The sequence below is a fragment of the Streptomyces phaeochromogenes genome, from assembly GCF_001418655.1.
GTDB lineage: Bacteria > Actinomycetota > Actinomycetes > Streptomycetales > Streptomycetaceae > Streptomyces > Streptomyces phaeochromogenes.
Genome location: NZ_LIQZ01000174.1, coordinates 12,754 through 27,419, shown reverse-complemented (window position 1 = coordinate 27,419; position 14,666 = coordinate 12,754). Strand labels below are relative to the sequence as shown.

At 69.9% G+C, this 14,666-nt stretch carries 17 protein-coding genes; 16 read left to right on the top strand and 1 reads right to left on the bottom strand.

The annotated features are described in order from the left end of the window. From rplS to AOK17_RS23850, 13 genes are all read left to right on the top strand, one after another. The coding region (gene rplS / locus AOK17_RS23910; RefSeq protein ID WP_063997283.1) for a 50S ribosomal protein L19 at nt 1-320 on the top strand (320 nt) is incomplete at its 5' end. A gap of 47 nt (nt 321-367) precedes the next feature. Continuing rightward, a complete protein-coding gene (gene lepB, locus AOK17_RS23905; protein WP_055614593.1) occupies nt 368-1,114 on the top strand; it encodes a signal peptidase I in 747 nt (248 codons plus the stop codon). Further along, on the top strand, nt 1,107-2,192 hold the full coding sequence (lepB, locus tag AOK17_RS23900; RefSeq protein WP_055614592.1) for a signal peptidase I: 1,086 nt from the start codon (nt 1,107-1,109) through the stop codon (nt 2,190-2,192). The genes lepB (AOK17_RS23905) and lepB (AOK17_RS23900) overlap by 8 nt, the downstream gene beginning before the upstream one ends. Continuing rightward, a complete protein-coding gene (gene lepB, locus AOK17_RS23895) occupies nt 2,077-3,042 on the top strand; it encodes a signal peptidase I (protein WP_079053242.1) in 966 nt (321 codons plus the stop codon). The genes lepB (AOK17_RS23900) and lepB (AOK17_RS23895) overlap by 116 nt, the downstream gene beginning before the upstream one ends. 80 nt (nt 3,043-3,122) lie before the next feature. Continuing rightward, on the top strand, nt 3,123-3,869 hold the full coding sequence (gene lepB / locus AOK17_RS23890) for a signal peptidase I (protein WP_055614590.1): 747 nt from the start codon (nt 3,123-3,125) through the stop codon (nt 3,867-3,869). Between the two features lie 127 nt (nt 3,870-3,996). Beyond that, nucleotides 3,997-4,473: an NUDIX hydrolase gene (locus tag AOK17_RS23885; RefSeq protein ID WP_055614601.1), complete on the top strand. Its 477-nt coding sequence runs from the start codon at nt 3,997-3,999 to the stop codon at nt 4,471-4,473. A 55-nt stretch (nt 4,474-4,528) separates the two neighbouring features. After that, nucleotides 4,529-4,837 (top strand): DUF2469 domain-containing protein, encoded by a 309-nt coding sequence (locus AOK17_RS23880; protein ID WP_055510545.1) that lies wholly within the window; start codon nt 4,529-4,531, stop codon nt 4,835-4,837. A 141-nt stretch (nt 4,838-4,978) separates the two neighbouring features. Next, nucleotides 4,979-5,350 carry a YraN family protein gene (locus AOK17_RS23875; RefSeq protein ID WP_055614589.1) on the top strand — a complete coding sequence of 124 codons (372 nt, stop codon included), beginning with the start codon at nt 4,979-4,981 and terminating at the stop codon, nt 5,348-5,350. Beyond that, nucleotides 5,350-6,975, top strand: a complete 1,626-nt coding sequence (locus AOK17_RS23870; RefSeq protein ID WP_055614588.1) for a YifB family Mg chelatase-like AAA ATPase — start codon at nt 5,350-5,352, stop codon at nt 6,973-6,975. Before AOK17_RS23875 ends, AOK17_RS23870 begins: the two co-directional genes overlap by 1 nt. Further along, a complete protein-coding gene (gene dprA / locus AOK17_RS23865; RefSeq protein ID WP_425424630.1) occupies nt 6,972-8,219 on the top strand; it encodes a DNA-processing protein DprA in 1,248 nt (415 codons plus the stop codon). Before AOK17_RS23870 ends, dprA begins: the two co-directional genes overlap by 4 nt. Nucleotides 8,220-8,491: 272 nt before the next feature. Continuing rightward, the gene (whiG, locus tag AOK17_RS23860) at nt 8,492-9,328 is read left to right on the top strand and encodes an RNA polymerase sigma factor WhiG (protein WP_055614587.1); all 837 of its coding nucleotides are present in this window, start codon (nt 8,492-8,494) and stop codon (nt 9,326-9,328) included. 166 nt (nt 9,329-9,494) lie between these two features. Further along, nucleotides 9,495-10,052, top strand: coding sequence for a TetR/AcrR family transcriptional regulator (locus AOK17_RS23855; RefSeq protein WP_055614586.1), 558 nt, complete (start codon nt 9,495-9,497; stop codon nt 10,050-10,052). 251 nt (nt 10,053-10,303) lie between these two features. Then, nucleotides 10,304-10,762 (top strand): PPOX class F420-dependent oxidoreductase, encoded by a 459-nt coding sequence (locus AOK17_RS23850; protein WP_055614585.1) that lies wholly within the window; start codon nt 10,304-10,306, stop codon nt 10,760-10,762. Here AOK17_RS23850 and AOK17_RS23845 read toward each other — a convergent pair. Further along, nucleotides 10,759-11,457: a murein hydrolase activator EnvC family protein gene (locus AOK17_RS23845; protein WP_245697327.1), complete on the bottom strand. Its 699-nt coding sequence runs from the start codon at nt 11,455-11,457 to the stop codon at nt 10,759-10,761. The genes AOK17_RS23850 and AOK17_RS23845 overlap by 4 nt on opposite strands. A 281-nt stretch (nt 11,458-11,738) precedes the next feature. On the opposite strand from AOK17_RS23845, the gene rpsB reads away from it, so the two are divergent. From rpsB to pyrH, 3 genes are all read left to right on the top strand, one after another. After that, entirely contained in the window at nt 11,739-12,689 is a 951-nt protein-coding gene (gene rpsB / locus AOK17_RS23840; RefSeq protein WP_055614584.1) for a 30S ribosomal protein S2, read from the top strand. A 151-nt stretch (nt 12,690-12,840) separates the two neighbouring features. Continuing rightward, the gene (tsf, locus tag AOK17_RS23835; protein WP_055614583.1) at nt 12,841-13,677 is read left to right on the top strand and encodes a translation elongation factor Ts; all 837 of its coding nucleotides are present in this window, start codon (nt 12,841-12,843) and stop codon (nt 13,675-13,677) included. 189 nt (nt 13,678-13,866) lie between these two features. After that, complete coding sequence (gene pyrH / locus AOK17_RS23830) at nt 13,867-14,637, top strand: UMP kinase (RefSeq protein ID WP_055614582.1); 771 nt, start codon at nt 13,867-13,869, stop codon at nt 14,635-14,637. Nucleotides 14,638-14,666 lie beyond the last annotated feature (29 nt).

The window sequence follows — 14,666 nt, the reverse complement described above, 5'->3', positions numbered from 1 at the left end:
CGTCGCTGCGCAGCGACGTCCCGGCCTTCCGCCCGGGTGACACCGTCAACGTCCACGTCCGCGTCATCGAGGGCAACCGCTCCCGTGTGCAGCAGTTCAAGGGCGTAGTCATCCGCCGCCAGGGCGCCGGTGTCCGCGAGACCTTCACGGTCCGCAAGGTCTCGTTCTCCGTCGGCGTCGAGCGCACCTTCCCGGTGCACACCCCGATCGTCGAGAAGATCGAGCTCGTCACCCGCGGTGACGTGCGTCGCGCGAAGCTCTACTACCTCCGTGACCTGCGCGGCAAGGCCGCGAAGATCAAGGAGAAGCGCGACAACTGAGCACTCGCGCCGGGCTCCGTCTGAGGGCCGGATAGCATCTGGCCCCGATGGACGCCGAAGCACAGCACACGGAGCGCGACCGCTCCTCCCACCCCGCCGGATCCGAGGAGATCTCGGACACAGAGGGGACGGAGGAACGGTCGCGTTTCGCGTTGGCGGACCGGCTGCCCGGGGGCCGGATCACCCTGACCGTGCTGTTCTGTCTGTTTTCTCTGCTGCTGCTCAGCCGCTTCGTGATCCAGCCGTTCCAGATTCCCAGTGGCTCGATGGAGCCCGGATTGAGGATCGGGGACCGCGTTCTCGTAAATAAGTTGGCGTACCGTTTCGGTGCTGAGCCGAGGCGCGGTGACGTCGTCGTGTTCGACGGCACCGGTTACTTCGGCGACGCCGACTACATCAAGCGTGTCGTCGGCGTGGGGGGAGACCATGTGGTCTGCTGCGACAGGCAGGGGAGGATCGAGGTGAACGGCCGGTCGGTCGACGAGTCGACGTTTCTGTTCCCGGGCGACAAGCCGTCAGAGGTGTCCTTCGACGTCGCGGTGCCCGACGGCACTCTGTTCGTCCTCGGTGACCACCGCGGTGACTCCAGCGACTCCCGCGACCACCTGGGCTCCCCGGGCGGCGGCATGATCCCCGTCGACGACGTGATCGGCAGAGCCGACTGGATCGCCTGGCCCCTCGGCCACTGGACCAGCCTGGAGCGCGCCGACGACTACGCGCGCGTGCCCGCCGCCTCAGGGCGCGGCACCCCGGCCCCGAGCGGTTCGAGCACCGCGGACGGTGTCCATGGGTAACCGCGGCAAGCCCCGCAGCGCCCACAGCGCCGCCGAGGACCTCCTGCCCACCGGTAGCCGGCGTACCGGAGGCCCCGTCCTGCCCGGCCGTGCCGAGCGGCGCAAGCTCGCCCGCAGGGTCAAGCGGCGCAGACAGCGTTCGGCGATCAAGGAGATACCCCTTCTGATAGGGGTCGCCCTGCTCATAGCGCTCGTCCTGAAGACGTTCCTCGTCCAGGCCTTCGTGATCCCGTCGGGCTCCATGGAGCAGACGATCCGGATCGGCGACCGCGTCCTGGTCGACAAGCTCACGCCGTGGTTCGGCTCGAAGCCCGAGCGCGGCGACGTCGTCGTGTTCAAGGACCCCGGCGGATGGCTGGAGGACGAACAGCCGGTGGCGAAGGCGGACGACCCCATCGTCGTCAAGCAGGTCAAGGAGGTGCTGACCTTCATCGGCCTGCTGCCCTCCGACAACGAACGGGACCTGATCAAGCGGGTCGTCGCGGTCGGCGGCGACACCGTCAAGTGCTGTGACACCCAGGGCCGGGTGACCGTCAACGGCATGCCGCTCAACGAGCCCTACATCAACCCCGGCGACAAACCCTCCTCACTCAACTTCGAGGTGAAGGTGCCCGAGGGGCGCCTGTGGGTCATGGGAGACCACCGCTCCAACTCCGCCGACTCCCGCTACCACCGCACCGAGAAGTACAACGGCACCATCTCCGAGGACGTCGTGGGCCGCGCGATGGTCATCGCCTGGCCCATCGGTCACTGGAGCCGGCTCAACGAGCCGGAAACGTATGCCTCCGTGCCCGACGCGCCCGGTGGGGCGGGCGTTGCGCTCGGCGCGTCGCATAGGGTGGCCACCGCGGATCGATACGGATTGATCCCGCTCCCGACCCCTGCGGAACTCCCGCTCGTTATGGGAGTGGTGGGCCTGCGTCGCATCCGTCGCAGGCGGCGGCACGGAGTGAGGAGTGGATGTGGGGGATTTGGCGGTCGGCGCACGGTCCGGACACGAGGGCCCCGAGGAGCGACCGGAGCGACCCGAAGAGTCGGTCCCCCCAGCCGTAGAGGACGACGTGACCGCCGGCAGTGACAACGGAGGCGACTCCGGCGGCGACGGAGGCAGAGACGCGCGGGACGGCGACGGAGCCGCCCCGCAGCCGAAGAAACCGCGGTCCTTCTGGAAAGAACTCCCGCTGCTCATCGGTATCGCGCTCGTTCTCGCGCTGCTGATCAAGACCTTCCTGGTGCAGGCGTTCTCGATCCCCTCGGACTCGATGCAGAACACCCTCCAGCAAGGTGACCGCGTTCTGGTCGACAAGCTGACCCCGTGGTTCGGTTCGGAGCCCGAGCGCGGCGAGGTCGTCGTCTTCCACGACCCCGACAAGTGGCTGGCGGGCGAGCCGACCCCGAACCCGAACGCGATCCAGAAGGGCCTCAGTTGGATCGGCCTGATGCCGTCCGCCGAGGAGAAGGACCTCATCAAGCGCGTCATCGGCGTCGCCGGTGACACGGTCGAGTGCAAGGGCACCGGCCCGCTGAAGGTCAACGGCAAGGCGCTGAACGAGACTTCCTACGTGTACCCGGGCAACACCCCGTGCACGGTGGACGACCTCGGCGGGCAGTTCAAGGTGAAGGTGCCCGAAGGCAAAATCTGGGTCATGGGTGACCACCGGCAGAACTCGCTGGACTCCCGTTACCACCAGCAGGACAAGTACAAGGGCTTCGTGCCCGTGGACAACGTCGTGGGCCGCGCCATCGTCGTCGCCTGGCCGCCCACCCGCTGGTCGACGCTGCCGGTGCCGGACACCTTCGACCAGAACCTCAGCGCCGCCGCTCCGGGCGCGCTCGGGCTCGCGGGCGCGGTGCCGCTGGTGCTGTGGCGCAGGCGCCGCCTCACCGTCGGGAACACCAGGGTTTCTGGGCCGGGTACCGCCGGGTAGGGTGCCGTCCCAGATCGCCGATCTTCCGCGGCCCGCACCTGGGCCGCGGGGTCGATTCTCCGAGTTGGGGGAGCACTGGGATGAGCGGGACAAGTCGTACGGACGAGGGCCATGGGCGGCTCGGCAGCAAGCTGTCGGGATTCGCCATGGCCCTCGGCTGTGTGCTCTTCCTCGGCGGGTTCGCCTGGGGCGCGATCGTCTACCAGCCCTACACCGTGCCGACCGACTCGATGTCGCCGACCATCACGGCCGGCGACCGGGTGCTCGCCGAGCGGATCGACGGCTCCGACGTCGAGCGTGGTGACGTCGTCGTCTTCAAGCAGGCCAGCTGGGGCAACATGCCCATGGTCAAGCGCGTCGTCGCCGTGGGCGGGGACACCGTCGCCTGCTGCACGCAGAACAAGCTGACCGTCAACGGCAAGAAGATCGACGAACCGTATCTCCCCAAGGGCAGTGCGGCCGAGGCGACCACGATCCCGGCCATCAAGGTTCCCGAGGGCAGGCTCTTCCTGCTCGGCGACGAGCGCAGCGGTTCCCTCGACTCCACCGCCCACCTCACGGAGGCCGGCAGCGGCACGGTGCCGCGCAGCGCGGTGGACGCCCGCGTCGACGCCGTGGCCTGGCCCATGAACGGCATGCTGGCCCGGCCCACCAACTTCGAGACCCTCGGCGCCATCTCCGAGCCGGGGCCCCTGCGCCTGGTCCTCACGGCGATCGTGGTCGGCGCGGTACTCGTCCTCGGCGGCGGGGCGTACGGTCCCATCGCCAAGCGGGCGGGGCGCCGGCGCGGACGCACGGGGACGAGGGAGCAGGCCCTTGCAGGCTGAGGCGCCGCAGGGAGCGGGCGAGCGGTCGGCCTCGGCCGCGGATTCCGGAAGCGCGGGCGAGCGGGCGGCCCCAGGGTCCGGGAGCACGGGCGGGCAGCCGGTCCCCGGGCCCGATGAACTCGGGGAGCTGCGGAAGGTCGCCCGGGTGGTGCTGCTCGACCCGCAGGACCGCATCCTGCTGCTCCACGGCCACGAACCCGAGGACCCGTCGGACAACTGGTGGTTCACACCGGGCGGCGGCGTGGAGGGCGACGAGACGCGGGAAGAGGCCGCCCGCAGGGAACTCGTGGAGGAGACCGGCATCACCGAGGTCGAACTGGGCCCGGTGCTGTGGCGGCGGACCTGCTCGTTCCCGTTCGCGGGGCGCCGCTGGGACCAGGAGGAGTGGTACTACCTGGCCCGTACGACACAGACGGCGACCGAGGCCAAGGGACTGACCGAGTTGGAACGGCGCAGTGTCGCCGGAGCGCGCTGGTGGACGTGCCAGGAACTTAACCAGGCACATGAGACGGTGTATCCGACCAGACTCGCCGAGCTGCTGCGCAGGCTGCTCGACGAAGGGCCCCCGGCCGGTCCCGAGACCCTCGACACGGAAATCGTCTAGGGGCTCGCGGGGCTGGCGCACAATAGGGGGACGCACGGCTGAAGGGGAACATGCCATGAGCGCCGAGGACCTCGAGAAGTACGAGACCGAGATGGAGCTGAAGCTCTACCGGGAGTACCGCGATGTCGTCGGTCTGTTCAAATACGTGATCGAGACCGAACGGCGCTTCTACCTCACCAACGACTACGAGATGCAGGTGCACTCGGTCCAGGGCGAGGTGTTTTTCGAGGTGTCCATGGCGGACGCCTGGGTATGGGACATGTACCGGCCCGCTCGGTTCGTGAAGCAGGTGCGCGTCCTCACATTCAAGGACGTGAACATCGAGGAGCTCAACAAGAGCGATCTCGAACTGCCGAGCAGCTGAGGGATCACGGTCGACGACCGGCCGGAGGTGGGTACGGCCACTCGTGTGGGTGACTGAGTTGTCCACAACCGAGTGGCCGTGCACCAAGATCCAATAGCGGGCCGAGGCGGGCTCAGTGTGGGTGCCGGAGGTGGTGCCCACATGAAGACGTCCAAGGCACGCAACGCACTGGGGAAGTACGGCGAGGATCTGGCCGCACGGCGGCTGACCGAGTCGGGTATGACGGTCCTGCGGCGCAACTGGCGCGCGGGCAGGGCCGGCGAGATCGACATCGTGGCCCGGGACGGCGACGCGCTGGTCGTCTGCGAGGTCAAGACCCGCCGCACGGGAGCCTTCGAGCACCCGATGGCCGCCGTCACCCCGGTCAAGGCACAGCGGCTGCGCGGCCTCGCCGAGCGCTGGCTGCAGGAACACGGAGGAGCCCCACCCGGCGGCGTCCGCATCGACGTCGTCGGCGTCCTGCTGCCCGAGCGCGGCGCCCCTGTCGTGGAGCACGTGCGGGGGGTGGCCTGATGGGGTTCGCGCGTACGTGCTCGGTGGCCCTCGTCGGTGTGGAGGGCGTCGTCGTCGAGGTGCAGGCGGACCTGGAGCCCGGGGTCGCGGCGTTCACCCTGGTCGGCCTGCCCGACAAGAGCCTGACGGAGAGCAAGGACCGGGTACGGGCGGCCGTGGTCAACTCCGGCGGCGAGTGGCCGCAGAAGAAGCTCACGGTGGGCCTCAGCCCGGCCTCGGTGCCCAAGAGCGGCAGTGGATTCGATCTGGCGATCGCCTGTGCGGCGCTGGGGGCCTCCGAGCGCATCGACCCGCGGGTGCTCTGCGACATCGTGATGATCGGCGAGCTGGGGCTGGACGGGCGGGTCCGGCCCGTCCGGGGTGTGCTGCCGGCCGTGCTGGCCGCGGCGGACGCGGGGTACGAGCAGGTGGTGGTGCCGGAATGCGCGGCAGCCGAGGCCTCGCTGGTGCCCGGGGTGTCCGTGCTCGGCGTCCGCAGCCTCCGGCAGCTGATCGCCGTCCTCACGGACGAACCGGTGCCCGACGAGGAGCCCGACGAGCAGGGCCGCCCGGATCCGCTGCTCGCGGGCCTGCGCATGCCGGGGACGGGCGCGGCCACGGGCATGCACAGCATGGGCGCCATGCAGCACGACCACGGACACGACCTCGCCGACGTCGTCGGCCAGCACTCGGCACGGACCGCGGTGGAGGTCGCCGCGGCGGGCGGACATCACCTGTTCCTCGAAGGTCCGCCGGGCGCGGGCAAGACGATGCTGGCCGAGCGACTTCCGGCCATCCTGCCGAGGCTCAGCCGCGGTGAGTCCCTGGAGGTCACAGCGGTCCACTCGGTCGCGGGCCTGCTGCCACCGGGCAAACCCCTGGTCGACGTCGCGCCCTACTGCGCACCGCACCACTCGGCGACCATGCAGGCGCTCGTCGGAGGCGGCCAGGGAATCGCACGGCCGGGCGCGGTGTCGCTCTCCCACCGGGGAGTGCTCTTCCTCGACGAGACACCAGAATTCAGCAGCCACGCTCTCGACGCTCTGCGCCAGCCCTTGGAATCGGGGCACGTGGTGATCGCGCGCAGCGCCGGAGTCGTGCGCTTCCCCGCTCGGTTCCTCATGGTGCTCGCGGCGAATCCATGTCCTTGTGGCCGCTTCTCGCAGCGGGACAGTTTGTGCGAGTGCCCGTCCTCCGCGATCCGCCGCTACCAGGCACGGCTCTCCGGGCCGCTGCTCGACCGGGTCGACCTGAGGGTCGAGGTGGACCGCGTCACCCGGTCCGAGCTCACGGAGAGGGGCGCGCGGGGCGAATCCACCGAGACGGTCGCCGACCGGGTGCGGGAGGCCAGGGAGCGGGCCGCGGCCCGGCTGACGGAATTTCCCTGGCGGACCAACAGCGAAGTGCCGGGACGGGAGCTGCGCAGCCGTTGGTACGCCTCTCCGGGAGCCATGGACGACGCCGAGCGCAGTCTGGAGCGCGGCGTGCTCACCGCGCGCGGTCTCGACCGTGTCCTGCGCGTCGCCTGGACCGTCGCGGACCTGGTGGGACACGACCGGCCCGACGTGACGGACGTCGCCCTCGCCCTGCAACTGCGCACCGGGGTCCCCCGGGGGGTGCCCATGGCGATCGGGGCGCTGTCGTGAGCGGGGACAGCAGGGACAGCATGGGCGGAGAGGACGGCAGGGACAGTCGAGATCGCAGGGGCAGTGGGGACGGCAGGGACAGTAGTGCCAGCAGGGACGGTGGGGACGAGGCGCGGCTCCACCGGGCCTTCCTGGCCCGCGTCGTCGAACCGGGGGACGAGGTCTGCGGGCGGTGGCTGCGCGAGCTCGGGGCTGCCGAGGTGGTCCGGCGGCTCACCGGAGGCGGGCAGCAGCTGCCGGGCGTGACGGACAAGCGCTGGGCAGGGCTGAGGGCCCGGGCCGAGCGGGCCGACCCCGAGCGCGACCTCGCCGTGGCACGGGACGCCGGGACGCGGTTCGTGTGCCCGGGGGACGTCGAATGGCCCGCCCAGCTGGACGACCTCGGGGACGCGAGGCCCGCCGGTCTGTGGGTGCGAGGGCGGCCCAGCCTGCGGATATGGGCGCTGCGATCGGTCGCGGTCGTGGGCGCACGGGCCTGTACCGAGTACGGCGCTCACATGGCGTCCGTACTCGGGGCGGGGCTCGCCGAGCGGGGGTGGGTCGTGGTGTCCGGGGGTGCCTACGGGGTGGACGGCGCGACACACCGCGGTGCGCTCGGCGCGGGCGGGGCCACCGTCGCCGTACTCGCCTGCGGGGTCGACCGGCCCTATCCGCGCGGGCACACACAACTGATCACGCGGATTGCCGAACAGGGACTGGTCGTGGGCGAGTTGCCGCCTGGCGACCATCCGACACCGAGCAGGTTCATCCTGCGCAACAGAGTCATCGCGGCGTTGACCCGCGGCACGGTGGTCGTCGAGGCGGCGTACCGGAGCGGCGCTCTGGTCACCGCGCGGGCCGCTCAGCGGTTGGGCCGGTACGCGATAGGCGTACCGGGTCCGGCCACCAGCGCGCTCTCGGCGGGGGTGCACGAACTGCTGCGTGGGGACGCCGCGCTGGTCACGGACGCTGCGGAAGTGGCGGAGCTGGTCGGCGACATGGGAGAGCTGGCGCCGGACCGGCGTGGGCCGGTGCTGCCGCGCGACCTCCTGGACCCCGCCGCCGCCCGTGTGCTGGCCGCCCTGCCGGCCCACGGGACCGCATCGCCGCAGGACACCGCCAGGGGCGCCGGCACGACGGCGGACGACGCGGTCGCGAGACTGTACGAACTCCGCTCACTTGGGTTCGTCGAACGACACGGCGACGGCTGGAAGTTGACACGCCAGGCCACTATCTCCGTCGACACGGATCGGGGGCGATGCTGACCGAGAGTGTTCGGCCGTCCGGGCGACCCCCCGAAACCCTTGGCAGTTCCCGTAGTTGGCGCCCCACGGCGATTACGCACGGCGACGGTCGTGCCCCTGAGGGGCGCCCAGCGGAACGTATCTGCGCACGGTGGATCCCCCGCCCTTCGCACACTGCGACGCTCCAGTCACGCTACGCTCACAAGGATTCCGGCTCAGACAGGCAACTCGACATCAGACCGACAGCTCACTCAGGCACCCCCAGTTCACGGCAGAACGGCACAAGGCGACGAATGCCCCAGCACACCTCCGGGTCTGACCGGGCGGCTGTTACCCCCGCTGCCCGCGGCGGCGTGCGGCCGCCCGCCCCCTCGACGCTCGACGAGCTGTGGAGGTCGTACAAGACCACGGGCGACGAGCGACTGCGCGAGCAGCTGATCCTGCACTACTCGCCGCTGGTGAAGTACGTCGCGGGCCGGGTGAGCGTGGGGCTGCCGCCCAATGTGGAGCAGGCGGACTTCGTCTCGTCCGGAGTGTTCGGGCTGATCGACGCCATCGAGAAGTTCGACATCGAGCGGGAGATCAAGTTCGAGACCTACGCGATCACGCGGATCCGGGGCGCGATGATCGACGAGCTGAGGGCGCTGGACTGGATCCCGCGGTCCGTGCGGCAGAAGGCACGCAATGTCGAGCGGGCCTACGCGACGCTGGAGGCCCGGCTGCGGCGTACGCCGTCGGAGTGCGAGGTGGCCGGCGAAATGGGCATCGCGGTCGACGAACTGCATGCGGTGTTCAGCCAGTTGTCGCTGGCGAACGTGGTGGCCCTGGAGGAGCTGCTGCATGTCGGCGGTGAGGGCGGCGACCGGCTGAGCCTGATGGACACCCTTGAGGACACCGCGGCGGACAATCCCGTGGAAGTCGCCGAGGACCGGGAACTGCGGCGCTTCCTGGCACGTGCCATCAACACGTTGCCCGAGCGCGAGAAGACCGTCGTCACGCTCTACTACTACGAGGGGCTCACGCTCGCGGAGATCGGCAATGTCCTCGGTGTGACCGAGAGCCGGGTCAGCCAGATCCACACCAAGTCGGTCCTCCAGCTCCGCGCCAAGCTGGCGAGCTTCGGCCGCTGACCTCGTTTCCCTGGCAATGCCTCTGAAGCGGGACTTCCGACAACGCCTCTGAAGTGGGACTTCCTTCGGCCGGGTACCCAAGGATCAAGCCCTGACGGGCGAGAGTCTCCCCTCTTGGGCGGGGCATCCGTAAAGTGGGAGCGTGCCAAGGATTCGAGCGGCCTCCGTGGCCGAGCACCGGTCGATGCAGCGAGCCGCCCTGCTGGACGCGGCACGGTCACTGCTGTCCGAGGGCGGGACGGAGGCGCTGACGTTCCCGGCACTCGCCGAACGGACGGGGCTCGCGCGGTCCTCCGTGTACGAGTACTTCCGGTCGCGGGCGGCCGTCGTCGAAGAGCTCTGTGAGGTCGACTTCCCGGTATGGGCGGCCGAGGTCGAGGCGGCGATGGCGCTGGCCGGGACGCCCGAGGGCAAGGTCGAGGCGTACGTCCGCCAGCAGCTCGGACTCGTCGGCGACCGGCGTCACCGGGCCGTCGTGGCGATCTCCGCGAGCGAGCTCGACGCGGGTGCGCGCGAGAAGATCCGCGCGGCTCACGGGGGACTCGTCGCGATGATCGTCGAGGCGCTGCGGGACATCGGGCACGAGCAGCCGCGGATGGCCGCGATGCTCCTCCAGGGGATCGTGGACGCGGCCGTGCGCCGGATCGAGATCGGTGCGGCCGAGGATCCCGCTGTGATCACCGACGCCGCGGTGGCGATGGCCCTGCGGGGCGTTCAGGGCTGAGTCTCTCCGGCGTCGGCCTGTCGGGATCCCGTCGGCCTCGGAAGGTCGGGATCCCCCCCCAGCCCAGCGACGACTGAGCGGTGTCCCTCCGGCCTCCAGCGGCTGGAGTGCCTCCGGCGTCGGCCGGTCCGGGTGTCTCTCAGGTGTGTCGGTCGGTGTCGATTCGGTGGGATGCCGTTCGTATGGGGGCGGCAGGGCCCTCCACGCTGGGAGGGTGACGCCCCTTTCGCAACGTACGCCCGGAGGTTGTCATGTCGTTCACCGACGAAGAGATCGCCTACATGCGGTCGCAGCCGCTCGCCCGTGTCGCGACGCTGTCTGCCGACGGTCGGCAGCCCGATGTGGTCCCGCTCGCCTTCGAGTACGACGGCACGTACTTCTGGGTCGGAGGCAGTGGCTCGTCGGTCGCCGGGACCCGCAAGTTCCGCAACATCCGGGCCGGACAGCACGAGGTGGCCCTCGTCATCGACGATCTGGTGTCCCTGAACCCGTTCATCGCACGAGGCGTCCGGGTCTACGGCACCGCCGAAGAGCCCGTCGAGCGTGTGGGGATGGTCGGCCCGGGGCTCTATACGCGCATCACGCCGACCGTCTCCTGGAGCTGGAACATGGCGGGCCGGCCGGTGGGCGCGGAGTGGTACCCGTCGCGGCGGACGGTCCATGAGGTGCCGCCGAGCGGTCGGCCGGACCCGGGCCGGGGCCGGGGCTAGCGTCCGGGCGCGGCCCGTACCTCGGACTCGGGCACTCCGATGACCGGCAGCAGCCGTGAAGGGCCCCGGCCGAGCAGCCATGGCGGCAGCAGGGACAGGGGGTCCAGGTAGGTGTCGGCCCGGCGCAGTCCCCAGTGCAGGCAGGACGCGGGGCAGTGGGAGCCCGTCGGTTCCAGTACGCCGATCACCTCGCCCGCCGTCACCTCCGCGCCTTTCTTCGCCGTCGGCCGCACCGGCTCGTAGGTCGTGCGCAGGGGTGGGTCGCCCGTGCCGTTCAGTTCAACCGAGACGACTCCGCGGCCCGCGACCCGGCCCGCGAAGGAGATGCGGCCGGGAGCCACGGCACGGACCGGGGCGCCGGGGGCCGCGGTGAGGTCGACCCCGCGATGGCCCCGACCGTAGGTGGTGGCCGGGGGTTCCCAGCCGCGTATCACCGACGGACGCAGGCCCACCGGCCAGGCGCGGCCGACGGCGGGCACCGGTGTGTCGGCGGGTGGAGCCGTGGACGAACTGCCGCCGGGACCTCCGCCGGGACGGTCGTCTGGGCCTCCGCCCGGGCCACCGCCGGGACCGCCGTCGAGGGCGGTCGCCACGGGGAGAGCGGCGCCCAAGGAGACCCCGGCGGCCACCATCAGGGCCACGGTCAAGGCAGGCAGCAGCGCCGGCCACGTACGCATCGATCGGTCTTCTCGCATGCGAGAACGGTCCCGTGCGCGACGGAAAAAAGTGGATCATGGCCAGGATCTGTGGAGTACCGGCCGGTTGTGGACAGCGGCGTCACCCGGCACCTCGCGGGTCCCGTACACTTCTTGTGGCGATCCGGGTCACCGGGTCGACTTCGCACGCCCCGACATCAGGCCCTCAAACAGCCGGTGTCAGCGCCTCTCGGTCCTTAGCGGCAAGGCGCATCGCGGGCGTCAGGCGCGAGTGCCGTCCGGCACGCGCGGCACAACCGAGAAACTCAAGGAGAACGGCCATGGCCGTCGTCACGATGCGGGAGCTGCTGGAAAGCGGCGTCCACTTCGGTCACCAGACCCGTCGTTGGAACCCGAAGATGAAGCGATTCATCTTCACGGAGCGCAACGGCATCTACATCATCGACCTGCTCCAGTCGCTGTCGTACATCGACCGCGCCTACGAGTTCGTCAAGGAGACCGTCGCCCACGGCGGCACGGTCATGTTCGTCGGTACGAAGAAGCAGGCGCAGGAGGCCATCGCCGAGCAGGCCACCCGCGTCGGCATGCCCTACGTCAACCAGCGCTGGCTGGGCGGCATGCTCACCAACTTCTCCACCGTCTACAAGCGTCTGCAGCGCCTCAAGGAGCTTGAGCAGATCGACTTCGAGGACGTCGCCGCGTCCGGTCTCACCAAGAAGGAGCTTCTCGTGCTCTCGCGCGAGAAGGCCAAGCTGGAGAAGACCCTCGGTGGTATCCGCGAGATGTCCAAGGTTCCCAGCGCCGTCTGGATCGTGGACACCAAGAAGGAGCACATCGCGGTCGGCGAGGCCCGGAAGCTCAACATCCCGGTCGTCGCGATCCTCGACACGAACTGCGACCCCGACGAGGTCGACTACAAGATCCCGGGCAACGACGACGCGATCCGCTCCGTCACCCTGCTCACCCGCGTGATCGCCGACGCGGTCGCCGAGGGCCTCATCTCCCGTTCCGGTGCCGGCAAGGCCGCCGAGGGTGACAAGGCCGCGGGCGAGCCGCTCGCCGCGTGGGAGCGCGACCTGCTCGAGGGTGGCGAGAAGAAGGCCGACGAGGCTCCCGCCGAGGCGCCTGCTGCTGAGGCCCCTGCCGCAGAGGAGGCCCCCGCGGCCGCCGAGGCCGAGGCTCCGGTCGCTGCCGAGGCTCCCGTCGCCGAGGCCCCCGCCGCTGCTGAGGCCGAGGCCGAGAAGCCGGCCGAGGCCGCCGAGCAGGCCTGACGAACCAGCGTCACGGTTGAGTGACGGCGGGCGGTGCCGAAGGCGCCGCCCGCCGTTCACCCCCAGCCCGTAGATCTTCGGTGGACGCCCGCCCGATCAGCGGCGGACGCCGACTTCGAGACTTCGAACTCCGAGAAGAGATTCACAGATCATGGCGAACTACACCGCCGCTGACGTCAAGAAGCTCCGTGAGCTCACCGGCGCCGGCATGATGGACTGCAAGAAGGCGCTCGACGAGGCCGACGGCAACGTCGACAAGGCCGTCGAGGCGCTGCGCATCAAGGGCCAGAAGGGCGTCGCCAAGCGCGAGGGCCGCTCCGCCGAGAACGGCGCCGTGGTCTCCATCATCGCCGACGACAACACCTCCGGCGTCCTGGTCGAGCTGAAGTGCGAGACGGACTTCGTCGCCAAGAGCGAGAAGTTCCAGGTCGTCGCCAACCAGATCGCCGAGCACGCCGCCGCGACCTCCCCGGCCGACATCCAGGCGCTCCTCGCCTCGGAGATCGAGTCCGGCAAGACGGTCCAGGCGTACGTCGACGAGGCCAACGCCAACCTGGGCGAGAAGATCGTCCTGGACCGCTTCGCGCAGTTCTCCGGCGCCTACGTGGGCTCGTACATGCACCGCACCATGCCCGACCTGCCCCCGCAGATCGGTGTCCTGGTCGAGCTGGACAAGGCCGACGCCGACCTCGCCAAGGGCATCGCGCAGCACATCGCTGCCTTCGCGCCGAAGTACCTCTCCCGTGAGGACGTTCCGGCCGACGTCGTCGAGTCCGAGCGTCGCGTCGCCGAGGAGACCACCCGCGCCGAGGGCAAGCCCGAGGCCGCCCTCCCGAAGATCGTCGAGGGTCGGGTCAACGGCTTCTTCAAGGAAGCCACCCTTCTCGGTCAGCCGTACGCGCTCGACCAGAAGAAGTCCGTCCAGAAGATCCTGGACGAGGCCGGTGTCACCCTGAAGCGTTTCGTACGCATCAAGGTCGGCATCTGAGTCCGTACCGCGATCGACGCGCGACCCCGATAGGGTCGACAGCAGTCATCCGCGTACGCCGTCACGCGCGTGCGTGACGGTCGACAGCAGATCTGACGAGGAGGCCATTGCCGCGCATGGGTTGCCACCAACACCCCACCGGCAATGGCCTTCTTTGTATGTGCGACACGTAGAAGAGGCGAGATCTCCATGACCACCACCAAGGCCGACAAGGACGAAAAGAGCGACACCGGCAAGGGCGCCGGCCGCTTCCTGCTGAAGCTCTCCGGCGAGGCATTCGCCGGTGGCGGGGCACTCGGCGTCGACCCCGACGTGGTGCACAAAATGGCCCGGGAGATCGCCGCGGTGGTCCGCGGCGGTGCCCAGATCGCCGTCGTCATCGGCGGCGGCAACTTCTTCCGCGGCGCCGAACTCCAGCAGCGCGGTATGGACCGGGCCCGCTCCGACTACATGGGCATGCTCGGCACCGTCATGAACTGCCTGGCCCTCCAGGACTTCCTGGAGAAGGAGGGCATCGACTCGCGCGTGCAGACCGCCATCACCATGGGGCAGGTCGCCGAGCCGTACATCCCGCTGCGGGCCGTGCGGCACCTGGAGAAGGGCCGTGTGGTCATCTTCGGTGCGGGCATGGGCATGCCGTACTTCTCCACCGACACCACCGCCGCCCAGCGTGCCCTGGAGATCGACGCCGAGGCCCTGCTGATGGGCAAGAACGGTGTGGACGGGGTCTACGACTCCGACCCGAAGACCAACCCCGAAGCGGTCAAGTTCGACTCGCTCAGCTACGGCGAGGTCATCACCCGCGACCTCAAGGTCGCCGACATGACCGCGATCACCCTGTGCCGCGACAACAAGCTCCCGATCCTCGTCTTCGAGCTTCTTGCCGAGGGCAATATCGCGCGGGCCGTCAAGGGTGAGAAGATCGGCACGCTTGTGGGTGACCAGGGCAGTCGGGCCTGACCGGGGGATGGACAATGTCCTGCCGGTCG

Coding starts and splice junctions, on each gene's coding strand:
- lepB (WP_055614593.1), top strand. CDS start 368: ATGGACGCCGAAGCACAGCACACGGAGCGCGACCGCTCCTCCCACCCC.
- lepB (WP_055614592.1), top strand. CDS start 1,107: ATGGGTAACCGCGGCAAGCCCCGCAGCGCCCACAGCGCCGCCGAGGAC.
- lepB (WP_055614590.1), top strand. CDS start 3,123: ATGAGCGGGACAAGTCGTACGGACGAGGGCCATGGGCGGCTCGGCAGC.
- AOK17_RS23880 (WP_055510545.1), top strand. CDS start 4,529: ATGAGCGCCGAGGACCTCGAGAAGTACGAGACCGAGATGGAGCTGAAG.
- AOK17_RS23875 (WP_055614589.1), top strand. CDS start 4,979: ATGAAGACGTCCAAGGCACGCAACGCACTGGGGAAGTACGGCGAGGAT.
- AOK17_RS23870 (WP_055614588.1), top strand. CDS start 5,350: ATGGGGTTCGCGCGTACGTGCTCGGTGGCCCTCGTCGGTGTGGAGGGC.
- whiG (WP_055614587.1), top strand. CDS start 8,492: ATGCCCCAGCACACCTCCGGGTCTGACCGGGCGGCTGTTACCCCCGCT.
- AOK17_RS23850 (WP_055614585.1), top strand. CDS start 10,304: ATGTCGTTCACCGACGAAGAGATCGCCTACATGCGGTCGCAGCCGCTC.
- AOK17_RS23845 (WP_245697327.1), bottom strand. CDS start 11,457: ATGCGAGAAGACCGATCGATGCGTACGTGGCCGGCGCTGCTGCCTGCC.
- rpsB (WP_055614584.1), top strand. CDS start 11,739: ATGGCCGTCGTCACGATGCGGGAGCTGCTGGAAAGCGGCGTCCACTTC.
- tsf (WP_055614583.1), top strand. CDS start 12,841: ATGGCGAACTACACCGCCGCTGACGTCAAGAAGCTCCGTGAGCTCACC.
- pyrH (WP_055614582.1), top strand. CDS start 13,867: ATGACCACCACCAAGGCCGACAAGGACGAAAAGAGCGACACCGGCAAG.